Annotated in this window: 17 protein-coding genes and 1 pseudogene; 10 read left to right on the plus strand and 8 right to left on the minus strand. The window is 44.2% G+C overall.

The features are described from left to right. Window positions 1-105: 105 nt before the first annotated feature. Both MXE28_RS04290 and MXE28_RS04295 read right to left on the minus strand, forming a co-directional pair. Window positions 106-690: pseudogene (locus tag MXE28_RS04290) on the minus strand (DedA family protein); the annotation flags it as partial. A gap of 314 nt (window positions 691-1,004) precedes the next feature. Then, window positions 1,005-2,294 (minus strand): adenylosuccinate synthase, encoded by a 1,290-nt coding sequence (locus MXE28_RS04295; RefSeq protein WP_021842061.1) that lies wholly within the window; start codon window positions 2,292-2,294, stop codon window positions 1,005-1,007. Between the two features lie 577 nt (window positions 2,295-2,871). On the opposite strand from MXE28_RS04295, the gene MXE28_RS04300 reads away from it, so the two are divergent. Together MXE28_RS04300 and MXE28_RS04305 are read left to right on the plus strand one after the other, a co-directional pair. Beyond that, window positions 2,872-3,396 (plus strand): transcription repressor NadR, encoded by a 525-nt coding sequence (locus MXE28_RS04300; RefSeq protein ID WP_226974600.1) that lies wholly within the window; start codon window positions 2,872-2,874, stop codon window positions 3,394-3,396. A gap of 152 nt (window positions 3,397-3,548) precedes the next feature. Next, on the plus strand, window positions 3,549-4,871 hold the full coding sequence (locus MXE28_RS04305) for an MFS transporter (RefSeq protein ID WP_021842059.1): 1,323 nt from the start codon (window positions 3,549-3,551) through the stop codon (window positions 4,869-4,871). A 561-nt stretch (window positions 4,872-5,432) separates the two neighbouring features. On the opposite strand, the gene purB is transcribed toward MXE28_RS04305, so the two are convergent. The 4 genes from purB to MXE28_RS04325 form a co-directional block, all read right to left on the minus strand. Then, window positions 5,433-6,725, minus strand: a complete 1,293-nt coding sequence (gene purB / locus MXE28_RS04310) for an adenylosuccinate lyase (RefSeq protein WP_021841754.1) — start codon at window positions 6,723-6,725, stop codon at window positions 5,433-5,435. A 253-nt stretch (window positions 6,726-6,978) separates the two neighbouring features. Beyond that, window positions 6,979-7,902 (minus strand): hypothetical protein, encoded by a 924-nt coding sequence (locus MXE28_RS04315; protein ID WP_247239838.1) that lies wholly within the window; start codon window positions 7,900-7,902, stop codon window positions 6,979-6,981. 265 nt (window positions 7,903-8,167) lie between these two features. After that, complete coding sequence (locus tag MXE28_RS04320; RefSeq protein WP_021841752.1) at window positions 8,168-8,380, minus strand: hypothetical protein; 213 nt, start codon at window positions 8,378-8,380, stop codon at window positions 8,168-8,170. Window positions 8,381-8,504: 124 nt separating this feature from the next. Then, complete coding sequence (locus MXE28_RS04325; RefSeq protein ID WP_021841751.1) at window positions 8,505-8,747, minus strand: DUF2922 domain-containing protein; 243 nt, start codon at window positions 8,745-8,747, stop codon at window positions 8,505-8,507. A gap of 520 nt (window positions 8,748-9,267) precedes the next feature. Here MXE28_RS04325 and MXE28_RS04330 point away from each other — a divergent pair. The 8 genes from MXE28_RS04330 to aroQ all read left to right on the plus strand — a co-directional run bounded on the left by MXE28_RS04330 (window position 9,268) and on the right by aroQ (window position 19,679). Further along, window positions 9,268-11,553, plus strand: a complete 2,286-nt coding sequence (locus MXE28_RS04330) for a ribonucleoside-diphosphate reductase subunit alpha (protein ID WP_021841750.1) — start codon at window positions 9,268-9,270, stop codon at window positions 11,551-11,553. A 190-nt stretch (window positions 11,554-11,743) separates the two neighbouring features. Beyond that, the gene (locus MXE28_RS04335) at window positions 11,744-12,772 is read left to right on the plus strand and encodes a ribonucleotide-diphosphate reductase subunit beta (RefSeq protein WP_156704110.1); all 1,029 of its coding nucleotides are present in this window, start codon (window positions 11,744-11,746) and stop codon (window positions 12,770-12,772) included. 498 nt (window positions 12,773-13,270) lie between these two features. Then, complete coding sequence (gene aroF, locus MXE28_RS04340) at window positions 13,271-14,284, plus strand: 3-deoxy-7-phosphoheptulonate synthase (RefSeq protein WP_021841748.1); 1,014 nt, start codon at window positions 13,271-13,273, stop codon at window positions 14,282-14,284. A gap of 39 nt (window positions 14,285-14,323) precedes the next feature. Then, window positions 14,324-15,406 (plus strand): 3-dehydroquinate synthase, encoded by a 1,083-nt coding sequence (aroB, locus tag MXE28_RS04345; protein WP_021841747.1) that lies wholly within the window; start codon window positions 14,324-14,326, stop codon window positions 15,404-15,406. Continuing rightward, window positions 15,393-16,760: a 3-phosphoshikimate 1-carboxyvinyltransferase gene (gene aroA / locus MXE28_RS04350; protein WP_226974607.1), complete on the plus strand. Its 1,368-nt coding sequence runs from the start codon at window positions 15,393-15,395 to the stop codon at window positions 16,758-16,760. The genes aroB and aroA overlap by 14 nt, the downstream gene beginning before the upstream one ends. Window positions 16,761-16,794: 34 nt before the next feature. Beyond that, window positions 16,795-17,889, plus strand: a complete 1,095-nt coding sequence (gene aroC / locus MXE28_RS04355; RefSeq protein ID WP_156704112.1) for a chorismate synthase — start codon at window positions 16,795-16,797, stop codon at window positions 17,887-17,889. Between the two features lie 109 nt (window positions 17,890-17,998). Further along, window positions 17,999-19,258, plus strand: coding sequence for a shikimate kinase (locus MXE28_RS04360; protein ID WP_021841744.1), 1,260 nt, complete (start codon window positions 17,999-18,001; stop codon window positions 19,256-19,258). Continuing rightward, complete coding sequence (gene aroQ, locus MXE28_RS04365; protein ID WP_156704114.1) at window positions 19,239-19,679, plus strand: type II 3-dehydroquinate dehydratase; 441 nt, start codon at window positions 19,239-19,241, stop codon at window positions 19,677-19,679. Before MXE28_RS04360 ends, aroQ begins: the two co-directional genes overlap by 20 nt. Window positions 19,680-20,072: 393 nt before the next feature. Here the strand turns inward: aroQ and epsC are convergent, their stop codons facing one another. Next, window positions 20,073-20,708, minus strand: coding sequence for a serine O-acetyltransferase EpsC (epsC, locus tag MXE28_RS04370; RefSeq protein WP_021840117.1), 636 nt, complete (start codon window positions 20,706-20,708; stop codon window positions 20,073-20,075). Window positions 20,709-20,837: 129 nt separating this feature from the next. Then, entirely contained in the window at window positions 20,838-21,767 is a 930-nt protein-coding gene (cysK, locus tag MXE28_RS04375) for a cysteine synthase A (RefSeq protein WP_127057887.1), read from the minus strand. Window positions 21,768-21,852: the final 85 nt, after the last annotated feature.

Raw genomic sequence — 21,852 nt, forward strand, 5'->3', positions numbered from 1 at the left:
GTCTTTCATTTCGGTTGTTGCCTCATCCGTAAGGTCTGCCTCTTCTTTGGTTTCAATCTTCGAGTCATGAGCAACTGAATTTACACCGTCTGTATCTTGCTTGCGCTTTTTGTTGCGATAGTAACGAATGCCGAAGAAGACCGCAATGATAGCAAAAACAACTATCATAATAACTAAGAATTCATGATTGTACTCAATCAAATCCTGCCAATGTTCACCCAATTTTACGCCGAGCCATACGAGCAAAATCGTCCAAGGAATTGTGCCGAGTAAAGTCCAAATGATAAAACGCCCCATCGGATAACGGGCGATACCGGCCGGGAAAGAAATAAAGGTACGAATCCCCGGCAACAAACGGCCAAAGAACACCGCAGCACCGCCGTATTTATTAAACATTTTCTCAGCCATTTCAAATTTATGTTCATTGAAGAAAATATAGCGACCATATTTTCTAAGCAACGGACGGCCCCCATGTTCCCCCATCCAATAGGATAAAATAGAGCCAACCACACCGGCAGCCGTAGCTACAATCATGGTCATATTCATCTCGAATACGCCTTGCGCAATCAAATACCCCGAGAAGCCCAACACAATCTCACTGGGAATCGGAACATTGGCATTTTCCAATACCATCGTAATAAACATGGCCGCATAGCCGTATGTCTCCAAAAATGAAATCAGGTAATCCACTGTTAATATCTCCTTTTACTTGTTTACAACTTACCAAACTATATTTCTCTTACAGAGTGTGTTAATTTCTCACATTATCTTTTATTTTACCATAATTTCTGTCTTTTTAACACAAAGTTATTACCAAAACGCATAGTTTATAAAAAGTTTATAAATTGTAAAATCCGGTTTAGCAAAGGGTGAAAAAGAAACCTAATTATAAGCTATATCTCAGCAATACTGCGAAAAAAGCCACCGAGTCAACGAATTAACTCAGTGGCTAAATTACTTACTGTTTCATTTTGCTATCATGCAAAAAAACTATACGAGAACTCTTAGGCTCCGAATACATCTTCCAACACGATAGTCTGTTTACGGTTAGGGCCTACGGATACGATACCGAGACGAACGCCGGTTACTTCCGAAATGCGTTCTACATAACGACGAGCCGCTTCAGGCAACTCATCATAATGACGAATACCGCTAATATCTGTCTGCCAACCAGGTAACGTTTCATATACCGGTTCGCATTGTTCCAATACCTGTAAATCTGCCGGGAATCCTTTAACCGGTTCGCCGTTCAAAGTATAACCTACACAGATTTTAATTTCAGGCAATTTGTCCAAAATATCAAGACGGGTAATTGCCAAATAATCAAGGCTGTTAAGGTCGGCTGCATATTTAACTACAGCCAAGTCTAACCAACCGCAACGACGAGGACGACCGGTTACGGTACCGAACTCATGACCGGTTTCACGGAGTAAATCACCGATTTCATTCAATTGTTCGGATGGGAATGGACCGGCGCCTACACGAGTAGCGTACGCTTTAACTACGCCTACGATATTTTTCAAATAATTAGGACCTACACCGGCGCCTACAGAAGCACCACCGGAAATAGGATGAGAGCTCGTAACGAATGGATAAGTACCATGATCGAGGTCAAGCATGGTTGCCTGAGCGCCTTCGAACAACACTTTTTTACCATCTTTGATGTAAGATACTACATTGTAATTTGTATCTTGTACATATTGGCGTAAACGATCGGCATATTCTAAGTAATCTTTTAAAATTTCATAGTAATCTACCGGTTCGGCGCCATATACTTCGCGCAAAATTTTATTTTTAATCTTAACATTATATTGTAATTTTTCTTTGAAAACTTCTTCGTTCATCAAATCGCAGATGCGAATGCCGATACGATTTACTTTATCTGCATAGCAAGGGCCGATACCGTTCTTGGTCGTACCGATGGATAAAGCGCCTTTAGAGGCTTCTTCCGCTTCATCCAAGCGATTATGATATGGCAAAATTACATGAGCACGATTGGAAATCTGCAATGTTTTAGCACTTTTGCCTTGGCTTTCCAAGTTTTCAATTTCACCTAAAAGAACTTTAGGGTCGATAACTGTACCGGTGCCTACCACATTGATTTTATTGTCATATAAAATCCCACTAGGCAATAAACGAAGCGCAAATGCTACGTCATCAACTACTACGGTATGTCCTGCATTGTTGCCGCCTTGACTGCGAACAACCACGTCCGCCTGTTCTGCTAAATAATCTACGATCTTGCCTTTTCCTTCATCGCCCCATTGGGTTCCGATAACCATACTAGTTGCCATAATATTCAAACCTCCATTTGTATCACATAGTGTCAGTTGTGGTATGGCCTGCTCTAAAATTTGAATTATAAAAGTCTAATTCTAAAACTAAAAAATAGAGACATTATCATACAATTTATTATAACATACCTTTGAAAAGTGTGCATCAAGTAAAACGGCGGAGGTATGGGAAACGGAGAGGCTCCTCGGCTAAGGCTTGGTTTTGCTTCGCAAAAAGACCCTCATCCGAGGACCTCTCCGTTTTCTCCCAAAGACCTCTCGTCGTGTTTATGATGCTAAGAGGGTGGCTTGGAGGAAGACCCTTTTACCGCAACACCTCGCCGCTTCGTTCTTAACCGCTCATACAACAGCAGATCTCTCGGCCATCGCTTAAAGCCTCTCATCGTGTTTATGATGCCGGGGAGGAGGTTTTTTTATGGCACTATAGTGCATGAATCTATAAAATGAGCTAAAATAATAGAAAATAGCAGTAAGTATTTGAATGTTATTCTATAAATTAGCAAAGGCTGTGGCCGTGCACTACCACAGCCTTATATTTCAATTCCCTATGTATTCTCATAGCAAGGTGATCCAACCCATGAAGAAAAAGGAAAAACGACGCCAAGAGCTCATAACTATATTAAATAAAAGTATGACACCGCTGACGGGTGATGAATTAGCTCAGAGTTACGGGGTTACACGACAGGTAATCGTGAACGACATGGCCGCTCTCCGTGCCGCCGGTTATCCGATTCGTTCCACCGTAAAAGGATACGAAATCAGCAAAGGGCCAACGCAGGGCGTTTTACGCACCATAACCTGCCGTCATAAGCCGGAGGATGTAGTGACGGAATTACACACAATTGTCGCCATGGGTGGCCTGGTTCACAATGTATCTGTCAACCACGACGTGTACGGGACGCTCACTGCCCCCTTGTTAATCAAAACAGACGACGATATTGAGGCCTTTTTAAACAAACAGAAAGATTCTACCAGCGGTTTGCTCTCCCGATTAAACAACGGTCTCCACACCCATCTGATTGAAGCACCCACGCCCGACATAATGGATCACATCATCAAAGCATTACAGGATTTACACATAATAGTAGCATCGGACGCATAACTGTCCGGTGTTTTTTCATATAATCATCTTGCTTACTTTTTTCAAAAAAAGCCCTTGCTATCTGAAAGTTATTGCTGTATAGTTAAAAAAGTATACACATTGCTCAACTGTATACTTTTTATTTTTAGGTATTAGAAACAGGGGATGACTCGATGATTATTAATGAATTGAACACGATGAAACCTAATCGCTTTCATTACAAACTTTTACTCATTGCCGGCATCGGCTGGGCTTTTGACGCCATGGATACGGGCATTATTTCCTTCATCATGCCGTTATTAACCAAAGAATGGCATCTCACGGGCACAGAAATCGGTATGCTCGGCAGTGTAGGTCTCTTGGGCATGGCCATCGGCGCCGTATTGGCCGGTGCTTTAGCGGATCATATAGGTCGTAAAAAAATCATTACTTGGACCATGTTACTGTACGGTATTGCCACGGCCCTGTCAGCCATGGCGCCTAACTACGAGTTTTTGCTCGTCTGTCGTTTATTGGTAGGCCTTGGCCTCGGTGGTGAACTCCCTGTAGTAGCCACCTTGATTACCGAATATTCACCGCAAGATTCCCGCGGCCGTTTCATCGTCATGCTGGAAAGCTTCTGGGCTATCGGTTGGCTTTTAGCGGCCCTCATCGCCTATCTCATCATTCCGATTTACGGTTGGCGTATCGGCCTTGCCATCGGGGCCTTACCGGCCCTCTATACCGGGGTCATTCGCTCCCACATGCCGGAATCCTTACGTTATCTGATTAAACAGCAAAAACTTGACCAACTGAACGCAACCATCGCTCAAGTAGAGGCAGCTACCAAGGTTCCTCTCACGCGTTGCACCAAAGACGATTTAACTATGTTAACCGCCAACGACTCTCGACCTACCCTTGGCACTCTTTGGAACAAACAATATGCCTTGCGTACCTGCATGTTATGGATTACCTGGTTTGGCATTGTTTTCAGCTACTACGGCATTTTCATGTGGCTCCCTTCGTTAATCTATCAACAAGGTTTTACCATTATAAAATCATTCGAATACCTCTTAATCATGACCATAGCACAATTCCCGGGCTACATTTCAGCAGCCTATTTAGTTGATAAAATCGGACGTCGCTATACCTTATCGCTCTATTTATTATGTAGCGGCATCAGCAGCTATTTCTTTGGTCATGCCACCTCGGAAGCCATGTTATTGACCTCCGGTATTTGCATGTCATTCTTCAACTTAGGTGCCTGGGGTGTTATTTACACTTACACACCGGAATTATATCCTACCGAAATCCGTGGCCTCGGCTCCGGTTGGGCCGCCGGCATCGGTCGTATCGGTGGCATCATCGCCCCGTTTTTAGTCGGTTTCCTCCTCTCCCATGAAATGCATATGGACGCTATTTTTTACCTCTTTGCCTCTGTCTTCGTCATCATTGCACTCGTAGTGTTGAGTTTTGGTAAAGAAAGTAAAAAACAAGCATTAGAAGGAATTAAGTAAAACGGCGGAGGAATGAAGAAGTCCTGAGAAGCTCCTCAACTGAATAAAAATAGAAGTGGCGAGGTATCACGTCCAAAGGCTTGAAGGAAGACCCTTTTACCGCGATACCACCTCGCCACTTTTTTCTATCATCTCATATCAGCCGCGGATCTCTCAGGGCTTCGCTCAGCACCTCGCACCGTTCACTATGACGGAGAGAAGAGAAATGAAACAGCGCAAGGTTATATAGAAAAACCCGAGAAGTCCTTATCTAAGGGGCTTTTCTACTTGCAAACCCAATCTCCCCCTCCCCCTTTAATAAAACAGCGCGAGGTTATATGGAAAAACCCCGAGAAGTCCTTATCTAAAGGTCTTTTCTGCTTGCAGAAACCACTCTCTCCCTCTCCCCCATAATAAAACAGCGCGACGCTCTAGGAAAAAAAGGACCCCTACCCCTAATGAAACAGCGCGAGGTTATATGGAAAAACCCCGAGAAGTCCTTATCTAAGGGTCTTTTCTGCTTGCAGAAACCAAGCCTTAGATGAGGAGCTTCTCGGGGTTTATATATCTCGCGCTATTTTATTATAATCCGAATCTTGCCATAATCGTATCCACATGTCTCAACATGCGATGTGGGTCGAAGAGGTGATCGATTTCTTCATCGGTAAGATATTTTTTAATATCCGCATCACCTTTAAGGCCGGCTTTGAAGTCTTTGCCTTCCAACCAACGAGCCATAGCATGACGTTGTACCCAACGGTAAGCTTCGTCACGAACAGCACCTTTATCTACAAGGGCTGTTAAGATTTGCTGGCTGAAGATCAAGCCGCCGGTTAATTCCAAGTTTTTCATCATGTTTTCCGGATATACCAACAATTTGTCGATAACTTTAATAGCCAAGGACAGCATATAGTCAACAGTAATCGTGCTATCCGGTAAAATTACACGTTCAACAGAGCTATGGGAAATATCGCGTTCATGCCATAAAGCCACGTCTTCCAAAGCAGCCTGCGCATTGCCGCGTACCACACGAGCTAAGCCGCAGATACGTTCACAAGTAATTGGGTTACGTTTGTGAGGCATAGCGGAGGAGCCTTTTTGTTTAGGGCTGAAGTATTCTTCCGCTTCACGCACTTCCGTACGTTGTAAGTGACGGATTTCAAGAGCAATTTTATCCAAAGTGCTGGCGATGATGGCCAAGGTGCTGCAAAGTTCAGCATGACGGTCACGTTGAATAACCTGAGTGGCAATTTTTACCGGTTCCAAACCGAGTTTTTCACACACATATTTTTCAATGAACGGATCGTTAACGGAGTAAGTACCAACGGCGCCGGACATTTTACCAACGGCTACATTTTTCTTTGCATGTTCCAAACGTTCAATATCACGTTCAATTTCAGCCATCCAGAGGCAAAGTTTCAAACCGAAAGTGGTAGGTTCACCATGAATACCATGGGTACGACCAACCATTGGGGTGTATTTAAATTCAGCGGCACGACGGCGAAGTACATCGCGGAATTGATGTAAATCTTCCAAAATGATGTCACAAGCCTGTTTCATCATAGCACCGAGTGCTGTGTCTTTTACGTCCGTAGATGTAAGGCCGAGGTGAATGTATTTAGCTTCTTCGCCAACGTATTCACCGACAGCGGTTACGAAAGAAATAATATCGTGGTTCGTTTCTTTTTCAATTTCATGAATTCGTTCTACATCAAAGTTCGCTTTTTCACGGATAACCTTAGCCGCTTCTTTAGGGATAATTCCCAATTCTGCCTGTGCTTCACAAGCTAAGATTTCCACTTCCAACATCTGGTCAAATTCGTTGCGTTCGCTCCAAATATGGCCCATTTTTTCTCTTGTATACCGTTGAATCATGTGTCTTTAACCTCCATCGAAATGACTGAATATTACTCTTTCATTTTAACATAGTAAAAAATAAGGGTCAATAAACTTTACCGAACGTTAATGTGTATTTCACGCAAAACATTCGGATTTATATCTGCTAATATATAATACTTCTCATCAGCATCTTGTCACTGACTAAACACTAACCTGCTGCGGAACAACCACTACTTAACCGGGCCTCACTACTACTCATCAATAGCAACTTCCCAACTAATCACAGCCACTACTGCTGTTTGTAAAAATAAACAATCTCCGTACCCGCTTTATTCACGGCCGCACCGGTTACATATGCATGATTAAATGTCGTCCCTACGCTAAAAATATAGTAGGTGTATGAATCATCCAAATTCACCATATTGTAATTATACGAATAATAGCCTAACAGTTGCTGCTGAGCTTTTTTATTCGTGTCATTATCGAATAACTGATCCGTTACATAATTTCCGCTATTTACTGATGTTACGTCGATAATATCACTCCAGAAATCACGCCACGGTCCAAGATTCTTTAGCTCAGGCGTTGTCACGATTTTATAACCAGGTAATAATTCGCGCAAACTGTCGGCAAATTGCATGTCTGAATTAGGCTCCATTTTTACATAAACCGAACGGCTATCTGTTAAATTAGTCTGCATAATCGCTAACTTAAGCGCTTCCCCGATATACGATGCCATTTCGGAAGCTGTACCGATGAAACTAACCTGCGCTTCCCCACCGGCTTTTATAAATTGTGGAATATAAAACACGGATACATTGTTGGCAAAGGACGGAACCTGTTTTGGGAAGCCGTCAAAATTCGGCACCAAATCATATTTTGATGCATCTGTCATAGGGAAAGCTACCCGTAAGGCTTGTTCTTTATACAAGGAATTACTTTCATTCGTGAGCACCGTCTTAGCACCCGATGCCGGCATAAAAGCTTCTAACACCTGTTTTGGTATGCCTCGGTTCACGTAAGGCGACCCCGCCTTAACAGCTTCCTGAGTCGCATAATTAACAATGGCTGCCAAATCTTTGTCGCTCCCTGTAAGCGCCGTGGTGCCATTATCTGTAGCGGCACTATTACCGGCGCCCAATACAGTGCCGGACACCATGGCCAAACCGGCCAAAACAAGGAATGCTTTCTTTTTCATATTAAACATTGTCATATATCATGCCTCCATATGAAACTAAAAATATAAGACATAAGAACTCTTTTATATATTTTTATTATAACTTAAATACAATACAACTGCCTATACTAAAGAGCACTCTATTTCAATTTTTTTCAATATAAAAAAACGGTGCAACCTGTTTTATACAGATTACACCGTTTCATTTATATGATTTCCGTAAAATCACACAGATTATTTAACTAACATCTCCCGGACTTTGTAGCGCCGCTACTTGTCCGGCCGTCCCAGACCCAAATCCTTAAGCCTGAGGCGTCATGGTCGTAGTTTCTACGCGAACCACATCTTTGTACGGATAGGCACAAAGTTCGGCCATGGCTTGGCCCACTTCTTCAAAATCCGCATTACCAAGTTCCGGATTAACATTACCAATGCTTACGGATTTTACTTTATTATCGCCTAAATCTAAACGAATCTGAATTTTTACTACTTCTTTTACTGTTGCGTCTGCCATAATTAGCCTCCTATATATTTATACTAGTAATATTTAATACTTTAACCTCATATCCCGCTACCCTAATCTGTCTAACCTTACTAGATTACCGAGCAGCTGAGACATATCGTTTGGTGACCGCCGATTAGTCAACCAATTGGGCACTGGTATTTTCTACCATAAAAGCGCCCTTATAGCCGGTTAAAATTTTACCTTTGGCGCTGGTCATAAAACGTTTGGCAATCAACAAATTTGCCACTGTTTCGGCTGCAGTGCGACTTACATCCGCTTTAGGTACACTGATGCGCACCGTAGTTTCTTTTAATTCATCATCCAAAAATACGAGTTGTAATTCTTTTTTCAAAACATTCATAGTTCCTGTAGCCATAGTTGCCTCCTAAAATTAAATTCGTCCGAAGCCCCATGTATGTATGCCAAAAAATCATACATCAAACAGAGCCCTTCATTTTGTCCATATTACTGAAAAGTACATGTACTATTGAGTTTCTCATCATTCTCATTGACCGTTTGCAAACGTCATAAGCAAGTCATCATTTCTTGTGAACCCGCTTACACCCCTATACATTCTCACAACGTTAAAATGTCAAGTCATTAAATTCCACCAACCGAAATTTTCATTCATCATATGCAAAAAATTCAATACAGATTGACATTTCCCTCTTTCTTTTCACCGTCGGAAAATAGTATAATGAGGTGTATCTTGTATATGATAACTAATATCGTATACAAGATATTGATTTATAATACAACTCATCGATAGTACCAAATAGATGTATTTAGAGGGTATGAGTGTATCAACGGCTTACGTAAATACAGTGAAGTCACTGTTTGCGAGCCATATTTTTATGTGTAAATGTAGTACTTTGTAACGGGAAGGAACCTTATTCATGGCTATTATGATTAAAAAACGAGACGGCCATTACGAACCGCTCTCGGTAGAAAAAACTAAAAAGATGATTGCCTTCGCATGCTTGGGGCTTGAAAGCTGCGATCCTATCGAACTCGAAATGGACTCCAAATTACAGTTCGTTGACGGCATGAGCACCAAAGAAATTCAGAAAATTTTGGTGCAGACTGCAATCGAAAAAGTTATCCAAAAAGTAGACGACGGTTACGGCAACATGGTTAACCGCATGAACCAGGACTGGCAGTTTGTGGCAGCCCGCCTGTTCCTTTTCGACTTATATAAAGAAGCGGCCATCCAACGCAAATATAAAGCGTTCGGCTACGGCAACTTCCCTGCATTAGTAAAAAAATTAGTGGAATCTAAGCGCTATGCGGACTTCTTCCTCACCCAATACACCGAAGAAGAATTGGAAGAATTAGGGGATTACATCAAACCTAAACGCGACTATCTCTTCAACTATGAAGGCATTAAATTGTTGGCTGATCGTTACCTCGTAAAAGGTTACGACAAAGAAGTGTATGAATTGCCGCAAGAACGTTTCATGGCGATTGCTATGCACCTTGCCCTCATCGAAGGGGATCGCAAAGTAGAATTTGCCAAAAAATTCTACGACTTAATGAGCGAATTAAAAATGACCACCGCTACGCCAACCTTGGCCAATGCGGGTACGCCGTTCCATCAGCTCAGCAGCTGCTTTATCTCCGGCGTTGACGATAACCTTTGGTCTATTTACGACGTAAACAGCAAATTCTCCCGCGTATCCAAACACGGCGGTGCCCTCGGTATTTACATGGGTAAAGTGCGTGCCTTGAACAGTGATATTCGCGGTTACAAAAACTCCTCCGGCGGCGTTATCCCTTGGGTTCGTCTTTACAATGATACAGCCGTAGCCGTAGATCAGCTCGGCAAACGTAAAGGCGGCGCTACCGTAACGCTTGATATTTGGCATAAAGACTTCTACGAATTCGTAGAACTTCGTACCAACAACGGCGACGATCGTCGTAAAGCACACGATATTTTCCCTGCCATTGCCATTCCGGACATCTTCATGGAACGTTTATTGGCTCGTGAAAACTTCAGCCTCTTCGATCCACATGAAGTACAACAAGTGATGGGCTTCAACTTGGAAGATTTTTACGATGAAGACGAAAACAATAAAGCCTTCACCGAACATTATCTCCTTTGTGAAAACAATCCGGATCTCCACCCAATCCAGGTCAGCGCTTTGGATATGATGAAAAAAATCATGCGCAGTGCCGTAGAAACCGGTACGCCGTTCATCTTCTTCCGCGACACAGCGAATCGCGCCAACCCGAATAAACATGCGGGCATGATTTATGCCTCCAACTTGTGCCACGAAATCGCGCAAAACGTTGGTTTCACCAACCTCAGCGAAGAAGTGATTAATCCGGACGGCAGCATCACAACTAAAACGGTTACGGGCGACATGGTAACATGTAACCTTAACTCCATTAACCTCGGTCGAATTACGGACGAAGAATTGGAAGCAAATGTAGCCCTTCAAATTCGCATGCTCGATAATGTTATTTCCATCAACCAGTTCCCGGTACCGGAAGCTAAGATGACCAGCGAAAAATACCGTGCCATCGGCCTCGGTACGAGCGGTTACCACCACTACTTGGTGCGTCATCAGATTCAGTGGGAATCGGAAGAACACATCGAAACAGCGGACAAATTATTTGAAAACATTGCCTACTACGCAATTAAAGCATCCATGGAATTGGCTAAAGAAAAAGGTGCCTACCCTGCTTTCAAAGGTTCCGAATGGGAAACCGGTGCTTACTTCGAGCGCCGCGGTTATACATCCGAACGTTGGCAACAATTGCGCAAAGATGTAGCTAAATACGGTATGCGCAACGGTTATCTCATGGCGATTGCCCCAACCGGCAGTACCTCCAATATCGCTAACACCACAGCCGGCATCGACCCTATTTTCAAAAAATTCTTCATCGAAGAAAAGAAAGGCAGCTTCACGCCGAAAACGGCCCCTGATCTCGATAACTCCACCTTCTGGCTCTACAAAGAAGCTCACACGATTGACCAACAATGGAGTATTCGTGCCTGTGCTGCCCGCCAACGTCACATCGACCAGGCTCAATCTTTCAACTTGTACATTACACCGCAAGTTAAGGCCAAAGAAATCCTTAACCTCTACATTGAAGCGTACAAACAGGGTGTTAAAACGATTTACTACATCCGCAATCAGTCCCTCGAAATGGACGAATGCACCAGCTGTTCTTCCTGATTTAAACTAAAACAATAAGCGGTTTAGTGACCGGCAGTCATACGAACAACATAAAGCCTCAATTAATCGATGTTTTACAACGGTTCAACAGTAACATATGACTGCCGGTTAGCCGTAAATTTCATATGTTTAACCGCTTTAATATGCTATACTAAAGACAACAACTTATATAGAAAGGGTGAATGTCATTATGGATAAAAAATTAATTTTTAACGAACATGGCGAGCGCGGCACGGAAAGCATGATTGGTGGCAATACGACCAACTTGCGCGAATGGAACCGCATCAAATATGACTGGGCAACGCAGATGTACCGTACCATGCTCAACAACTTCTGGATTCCGGAAGAAATTTCGCTGAACGAAGATATCAAACAATTCCCGTTCTTGACCGACAGCGAACGCCGTGCGTTTGACAAAATTATTTCCTTCCTCAATTTCCTTGATTCGATTCAAAGTGAAAATTTACCCAACTTAAGCCGCTATATTACGGCTGCCGAAGTAGCATCGTTGCTTAACATTCAGGCATTCCAAGAAGAAATTCACGCCCAAAGTTACTCCTATATTTTGGACACCGTAACGAATCCGATTACCCGTGACCGTATTTATGACGAATGGCGTACAGATGAACACCTCTTGGCACGTAACCGTTTCATCGCCGACATTTACCAACGTTTCAGCGATGATCCGTCGGAACATAATTTAATTCGCACCATTATGGCGAACTACATCTTGGAAGGCATTTATTTCTACTCCGGTTTCAGCTTCTTCTACACCTTGGCACGCCAGGGCAAGATGACAGCAACCAGTACGATCTTTAAATACATCAACCGCGATGAAGTAACTCACCTCGTTTTATTCCAAAACATCATTCGTGAGCTTCGCATCGAACGTCCTGAATTATTTACGCCTGAATTGGAAGCGGAACTTACGGACATGCTCCGTCAAGGTACGGAAAACGAAATCGCTTGGGGCCAATACATTACGGATGACAAAATCCTCGGTATTAACAATGTATTGATTGAACGCTATATCAAATACTTGGCTAATATTCGTTTAGAAGCCATCGGCCTCAAACATCTCTATCCGGACATCAAAGAAAATCCGATGGCTTGGATTGAAAGTTTCTCCAACCTCAATAGCACTAAAACGGACTTCTTTGAAGCAAAAGTTACGAATTATACCAAAGCAGCCGCATTCGACTTCGATGATTTGGAGTAATACAGCGCTACCAACCAAACCAGGAAGGCCGGCACATCGCCGGCTTTTCTTTTTTTAGCCAAGCCGTATCATTACAATAAGCTCAGCAATAAGTCGCATAATCAACTAAATAATTAGTTTACCTGAAGTTTACGAATGTTTTGCAAAAAAAGACTTGCCAGAATAGAAACTTAGGTTTATAATGTTGGCAATCACTTTAAGAGAGGAGCCAATATTATGAATACCGCTATCAGCACTATGAACAGCCAATACTTCTATTTTTGGTTCTTTATCCAGGCAACGGGTAAAGGACTATTTGGGCTACGCTGATTTCGGTATCATTGTCAGGCTTAGTATAGTTAAGGAGCTACCCGTAGTGCACGCGGGTAGCTCCTTTTTTACTATCACTTAAAAGTAATTATTGAAAGCAACGAAGGTTGTACAAGCAGTAAAGGATTTGAATTTATGAACGAAACCTGTTTTCAAATATTCATAAGTGACGAAAGAGGAGAGATTACTATGATTATTACATTGAAGGAAAATGCTACACCGGAGAAAGTTCAAGAGTTGCGCCAAAAATTAGAGGCCCAAGGGATTACGTTACATCCAAGCCAAGGCGACAACTACTCATTAATCGGTCTCATCGGCGATACCTCACTCGTAGACAAACGCCAAATTGAATCGTTAGACTTTGTTGAAAAAGTAACACGCATTCAAGAACCGTTCAAAAAAGCTAATCGCAAATTTCATCCGGAAGACACCATCGTAGACGTAAGTGGCGTAAAAATTGGGGGCGGCCACTTCGCTATTATGGCCGGTCCTTGCTCTGTAGAAACACCGGAACAAGTGTTGGCAACGGCAAGAGCGGTCAAAGAAGCGGGCGCTACTATTCTTCGTGGCGGTGCGTTCAAACCGCGTACTTCGCCATACTCTTTCCAAGGTATGGGCCCTGAAGGCTTGCATTTATTGGAACTGGCCAAAAAAGAAACGGGGCTGCCTATCGTATCGGAAGTCATGGATCCATCCCAATTGCAATACTTCGATAATGTAGACATGCTTCAAATCGGCGCCCGCAATATGCAAAACTTCACCTTACTTAAAGAGGTCGGCAAATTAAAGAAACCGGTTCTCTTAAAACGCGGCTTATCCGCGACTTATGAAGAATGGTTGATGGCTGCGGAATACATCATGAGCGAAGGCAATACACAAATCGTACTTTGCGAACGAGGCATTCGAACTTTCGAAACGAAAACCCGTAATACCCTTGATGTAACGGCGATTCCAATGATTCATGAGCTCAGTCATTTACCGATTATTATGGACCCGAGCCACGCTGCCGGCATGAGCCGCATGGTTCGACCTTTATCCCTCGCTTCCACCGGCGGCGGTGCGGATGGTCTCATGATTGAAGTTCATATTGATCCGGCCAAAGCGCTTTGCGACGGTCCGCAAGCTTTACGTCCCGATCAATTTGCTTCCCTCACCAAAGATGTATTCGCTATGCGCGAAATTGTTACCGGTCAAAAAGCTTAATTAAGACCCGTTAATTGATACCCAGTAAAAGGAGTTACCATGGAACGTATTCATATAGAAGCCTCCACTGCCTACGATGTCATCATTGAAGATGGGGTTTTACAACATATAATAGAATATATTAAGCCCCTTAAGGGCCCCTGCCCGACCATGCTCGTCAGTGATGACCAAGTAGCTCCGCATTATGCAGCGCTTGTCAAAAAGCAACTCACCGCAGCGGGCTATACGGTATATGAATACGTATTCCCTCATGGTGAAACAGAAAAAAATGCTGCCCGACTATTGGATTTAGTGGAATTTATGGCGGCCAAAGCGCTGACCCGTAAGGATTTACTTATCGCCTTAGGAGGCGGTGTAGTCGGTGATATGGCGGGTTTTGCGGCGGCCACCTATTTACGGGGCATCGACTATATCCAGATGCCTACATCCCTATTGGCTGCAGTTGATTCATCTGTTGGCGGTAAAACGGCCGTTAATTTAAAAGCCGGCAAAAATCTGTGGGGCGCTTTTAAACAGCCGATTTTAGTACTCTGTGACCCAACTGCACTCAGCACTTTGGCGGCCGATGAATTCAGTAACGGCTGCGGTGAAGTCATTAAATACGGCATGCTCGGTTATCCCGATTTACTGGCTGATTTAATGACCAATCCTTTACGTCAAGATGACCTTCCCCATATTGAAGCGATTATCGCCCTATGCGTGAAAGCCAAAGCGAAAATTGTCAGCGCCGATGAAAGAGAATCGGGCGTCAGAGCTTTGCTCAACTTTGGCCACACGTTTGGTCACGGCATCGAGCTTTGCAGTGAATTTTCCGTAAAACACGGTATGGCCGTCAGTATCGGCATGGCCCTCATGATGCGTGCCGCTTTTAAAAACGGACACATCAGTGAAACCGAATTAAATAACTTTTTAAATCTACTGGCCGCTCATAATTTGCCGACTAACACGACTATCAGTATTGACGAACTCTTAGAGGCCGCTTTACATGACAAAAAAAGTCACGGCCAAACTATTACCATTATCTATCCGACTCGTTGGGGGCAGTGCGAACTTCGCACCATACCACACAGCGAATTAGCCCATTACGCCATAAAGGAGGTAAAACACCATGGTGCCAACTAATCCATCTGAATTTGAAGCAACCAAAACTGCGACTGTCCATTCTGAATCCGTTACCGTAACCGGAGCCATTCCAACCGGTACCATTGCGGCCATTCCGGCCAAGGCCCACGCTCATCGAGCCTTGATTGCCGCTGCTTTGGCGGACAGCCCGTCCAGTTTACTCATTGCGCACTATTCAGAAGATATTGACGCCACTATTGCCTCTTTGCGTGGCTTAGGTGCTACTATTGAGAAAACAGAGAGCGGGGTTACTGTCACACCCATCCCCGAAAACCAAAAACACGGCACCATTGATGCTCACGAATCAGGAACTACCTTGCGCTTGCTCTTATCGGTAGGTTCCGCCATTTGTGATACCACCGATGTAACCGCAGCCGGTCGTTTACCGGATCGCCCGTTGGAGCCTTTAAAAAGCCAATTGGAAGCTCATGGCATCAACTTTTCGGCGGCCAAGCCGCCATTTACCATTAGCGGTCATTTAACAGGTGGGCTTTTTGAAATGGTAGGCAATGTGAGCAGTCAATTTTTTTCCGGCCTCTTATTGGCCTCACCAAAACTGGATGAAGATACTTTAATAAACAGCACAACACCGTTACAATCCCGCGATTATGTGACGTTGACGCGTCATGTCATGGCGGATTTTGGCGTTACCGCCTATACCTCCGATGATGGCAACAGTTTTACCGTTCCCAAAGGGCAACATTACCGCGGCCTCGAAAATTATCCCATCGAAGGGGACTGGTCAAACAGTGCCATTTGGCTCGTAGCCGCCGCCATCACCGGCCAACCGCTTACCATCACTAATTTGCAACCCGATTCGACGCAGGCGGATCGGCGCATCTTAGATATTGTTGACTGCGCCGGCACCACCGTGGAATGGCAAACAGAAGACGGTACCGTTGTTGAAGATGATGAATTGGACAAAATTAAAGTGCCGTTACGCCTTCATTGTGAAGGTCGTGCCATTGACCCTATAACGGTTGATTTAGAACAATGTCCTGACTTATTACCTGTTTTAGCGGCCTTAGCCTGCAGTATCGAAGGGGAAAGCTGGTTTATCAACGGTGAACGCTTGCGTCTTAAAGAATCAGACCGCTTATTAGCCGTTCGTGATTTGGTGAGAACTTTAGGCGGCACCGCTCACATTGAAGGAGATAATCTCTACATTAACGGTACCGGAAGTCTTACCGGCGGCACCGTTACTTCCCACAATGACCATCGTCTCGTTATGGCTGCTACACTCATGGCACTATACAGCGATGATCCGATTACGATTACCGACAGTCAGGCCATCAATAAATCCTATCCGCTATTCTTCAGCCATTGGAATCAATTAGGCGGTCACGCCAAATAATTTACTATCTAACCTTTCAAAACAGGAGACGCTTATGAGTTCAAGTTTTGGCAAAAATCTTACTATTTCTGTATTCGGAGCCTCCCACGGCAAGGCTATCGGCGCCGTAGTCGATGGTCTGCCATGCGGTGTAACCGTCGATGAAGCGGCCTTGGCCCGCTTTATGAAGCGCCGTGCCCCGGGGCAAAGTTTAATTACCACCCAACGTAAAGAAGCAGATCAACCCGTATTTCTAAGCGGCCTCGTAGAGGGCCAACTCAGTGGTTCACCACTTGCCTTTTATATTGAAAACACGAATCAGCATTCTAAGGACTATAATAATTTACGTGATATACCGCGCCCATCCCATGCTGACTATACGGCACGCATGCGCTATGGTGAAAAAGTGGACATGCGCGGCGGCGGTCATTTCTCCGGTCGCCTTACGGCCCCACTCTGTTGTGCCGGTGGCATTGCCTTGCAAATTCTTAAACAAAAAGGCATTGAAATAGGTGCCCATTTAAAACAGATTGGCTCGGTACAAGATACCACTATGAGCTTCACCGAACCGGATATGGCGGCCCTTCAAAAAGTAAGCCACGAAACCGTAGCCATGGTATCCTCTCAGGCACGCCTTAAAGCAATTACCTATATTGATGAATTGCGTCAGGAAGGGGATTCTACCGGCGGCATTATAGAGCTGTTTGCTACGGGTCTGCCGGCGGGCCTTGGGAATCCGAATTTTGACGGCATTGAAAATCGCCTTAGCCGTGCCCTTTTTGGTATTCCCGGCGTTAAAGGCGTTGCTTTCGGCAGCGGTTTTGACGGTTGCCTCGACCGCGGTTCCAATCAGAACGACCCGTTCCGTTTAGAAAACGGCAAAGTTCGCACCTTAAATAATAATAGCGGCGGCATCCAAGGCGGTATTACCAACGGCATGCCGCTCGTTCTCAAAGTGGGCATGAAGCCGACTGCCTCTATTGCCAAAGTACAGCCAAGCTTCAGTTATGAAGCAGCTGCCAATACGGATTTACAGATTAAAGGTCGTCATGATCCTTGCATCGCCGTTCGTGCCGTACCGGTTGTTGAAGCTGTCACCGCCTTAGTCCTATTAGATTTTCTCTTAGATAACACTATTAAACTTGATTGATAAGAGCCTAAAATTTAATTACGGGCAAACTACTATTTTCCTAATTTTCGACTAACTATTATAGTCGGTACCGAAATACACATTTCCAATGAACGGAAAGGATATTATTATGAATCATACATCTACGCTGACCCCTTTCGGCCTCTTGGGCAAAACCTTGGGGCACAGCTATTCGCCACAAATTCATAAGGCTCTCGGCAATCCCGACTATGTACTGTACGAACGAGCTTCTCACGAATTAACCGACTTCTTAAGTCAATCCGAACTGAAGGGCTTAAACGTTACCATTCCTTATAAAAAAGACGTCATGAGCGCCTGCCAAACTTTATCTGACGCGGCCAAACATATCGGGGCCGTCAACACCATGGTCCGTCAAGCCGACGGCAGCTGGTACGGTCACAACACGGACTATGACGGTTTTATATATATGCTGGAGCGAGCCGGTATTACTGTTAAAGATAAAAATGTAGTTGTTTTGGGAGACGGCGCTACAGCCCATACGATTCATGTGGCTCTAACCGATTTGGGAGCCAAAGAGATTAGCCACCTTTCCCGTAAAACAGCGCCTTTTTATAGTGACGCCAAAAGCTACGGGGCCGATGCCGATGTACTCATCAATGCCACGCCGGTCGGTACTTTTCCGAATTGCCCGGATAGCTTAATTTCATTGGATGATTTTCCTAAACTCAAAGGCGTAGCCGATGTGATTTATAATCCTTATCGCACGGCCCTTCTTATAGAAGCGGAGCAACGCGGCATTCCTTATACCGATGGTCTCCCCATGCTTGTAGGACAGGCGGTAGCGGCAGCTAAGCTGTTCATGCAAAAAGAGTTTCCACCGGAAGCAACGGAAGCTATCATTCGTCAAATGCGTCATGCTCAGGAAAATATTATTCTCATCGGCATGCCCGGTGTAGGCAAAACAACTATCGCCACTGCGCTCGCGGAACGCTTACAGCGACCGCTCATCGACTGTGATGATGTATTTGAAGAACGGTACTGTCACCCCGGCGAATATATTAAAACCTATGGGGAAGCCCAATTTCGTAAAAAAGAAACGGCCCTCTTGGCCGAACTTTGCAAAACCACCGGAGCCATTATTGCCACCGGCGGCGGCGTTGTAACTCAACCGGTTAATTATCCTATTTTGCGCCAAAACGGCCGCATCTATTGGCTTCGCCGCCCCCTTGAGAAATTAGCCGTTGACGGTCGTCCACTTTCACAGGGGGGGCTGGAGCGCTTAGAATCTTTATATACTGTAAGAGAACCGCTGTACGAAGCCTTTTCACAATGTAGTTTTGACATAAACGATCCGGATACCGGAGCTGCTCAGATTGAGGAGGAATATCATGCACATTTTAATTCTTAACGGCCCCAATATTAATCTGTTAGGTTTAAGAGAGCCGGATATTTACGGCTCTGAAACGTATGAACAGCTCGTCCAAATGATTCGCCAACATGCTCATGAGCGTCATATCGCGGTTAGTTTTTATCAGAGTAATCACGAAGGCAGCTTGGTAGACCGAATTCAGGCGGCCCATAATGACGCCGAAGCCATCATTATCAATCCGGCCGCTTATACGCATACATCAATAGCTATTCTTGACGCCTTAAAAGCGATTGGCCTCCCTACGGTGGAAGTGCACATCTCCAATCCCGATGAACGGGAAAGCTTCCGTCATTTCTCCTATGTAAGCGAATATGCTGAAAAAACCATCAAAGGCCATGGTCTTAAAGGCTATATCGAAGCCATGGATTATCTTATTGATACGTATGGCGATAAGGAATAAAGCGCCTTTTACGGCCTGATAAAAATTCAATAATTACAAAAAAGAGGTTTGAAGATGAGCCATGGTGCTCAACTTCAAACCTCTTTTCCGGTATATAAACTTTTGTGGTAAGTTTGTTTAGTAAGTTTTAAGTATGATAATTCGTTTAGTACTCGCTTTAGTACTTGTTGCCATAGGATAAGTTGTTAGTGTAAAACTCGATTTCTTCCCTTCTTTGTCAACTCCCCAAACCCAGCCCCCGCTGCAGTTTGGGGAATAATTTCAACCAAATCAAAGCCTGACGGTCAAGCTGTTTCATTTAAAACGAGATTGTCACATCCACATATATTTTTACAATAATAATGCCTACGTTATATACGGCCGATATCTGTATATAACGTAAAATATATTGTTTTAAATGAACCAAGCCATGTCGTCGGTCATATTCTTTGGTGTGAAGGCTACTTTATGCCGTGGCATATGTTTGCGTGAATGGCTGTCCACCAAATGAATCGTCGAACGAATCTTGCGAACAACGATGTTTTCAGGTTCCGTTTCATAGATGACCACATTCTCAGGCACATCACGTTTGATAACCAGATTACAGCCTATCCGGCTACCGCTGCCTACCATAATGTCGCCCAGTACTTTAGTACCGGCACCGATAAGCACGTCGTCACCGACCGTTGGATGGCGTTTCACGCGTCTTGAGCTCATGCCGCCCAATGTTACGCCGTGGAACAAGGTTACATTATCGCCAACAATGGCAGTTTCACCAATTACGACACCCATGCCGTGATCAATGAATAAACCTTTACCGATTTGTGCGCCCGGATGGATTTCAATCCCCGTCGCATTACGCGAATGCAGTGCCACGCGTCTGGCCAATAATTTGTAACCATGTTTATACAAACGATGGGCAAAGAAATGCCAGAACAAAGCTGTTATATGCGGATAGGTCCACAATACCATCAATACTGATGTGGCAGCCGGATCTGAATCCATAACGCGCTTAATATTATAGCGAATCGCTTGCCAAAGTTCTTTCATACATCCTCCCGGCCGGTATTCCCCCAACCCCTAAATATCTATGGCCATATAGCTGGCCGTTCATCTCTCTTCAAGCTAAACCTAAGTCAACTTATGGTCGTTCCCCCGAACGATTATATCGTCAGATGCTTAGGCTTTTACATATTCAACATCATCAAATTCAAGCATGGATAAGTATTTTTCAACTCCGTCCGGAGCAATAGCTACTACAGGCACGCCAGGGTTTTTAGCGGCTAAATCTTTAGCTGCTTTAATAGCTGCGCCGGCAGAAATACCGATGCTGATACCACTTTCGCGCATGAAAGTCTGTACTTGAGCGATAGCATCATCATCAGTTACGGTTACAACTTCATCCATAAGGGATTGGTCGAAGTTTTCAGGAATGAAACCGGCACCGATACCTTGGATTTTATGAGCGCCACCTTTACCTTCGGAAATCATTGGGGAACCTGCCGGTTCAACCGCAACAGCTTTCACATTAGCATTATGTTCTTTCAATTTACGAGCCACACCGGTGAAAGTACCGCCTGTACCTACGCCGGCAACAACGATGCCCACATTAGGAACTTGTTCAATAATTTCAGTAGCTGTTGTTTCGTAATGAATGCCAGGGTTAGCAGGGTTTACGAACTGTCCCAAAGTTACAGCACTTGGGTTAGCATCAAGAATTTCCTGAGCTTTAGCCAAAGCACCTTTCATGCCGGTTGCTTTTGGAGTCAAAATTAACTGAGCACCATAAGCTTTTACCAATTCACGACGTTCTTTACTCATGCTTTCAGGCATCAAGATTACAACTTTAATACCTAAAACAGCACCGAGCATAGCAAGGGCGATACCGGTATTACCGGACGTTGCTTCTACCAAGATAGTGTCAGGTTTAATTAAACCTTTCTGCTGAGCGTCGCGTAACATACCATAAACAGCACGGTCTTTAACACTGCCGCCGGCATTGTATTTTTCCAATTTAACAAAAACGTTAGAATCTCCAATTTGGTATACAGGTGTGTTACCAATCAATTTTAGTGTATCATTTACTGGTTTCATACTCATAATATTCATCGTTCCTTTCTCATAGAGTCTCTCAGCTCTAATCATAACCACCCGTAGAACGGGTGGTTTGCTCTGACCCTATAAGGGTCTTTCT

This window comes from Veillonella sp. KGMB01456, assembly GCF_023051165.1.
In the GTDB taxonomy this organism is placed as follows: Bacteria; Bacillota; Negativicutes; order Veillonellales; family Veillonellaceae; genus Veillonella_A.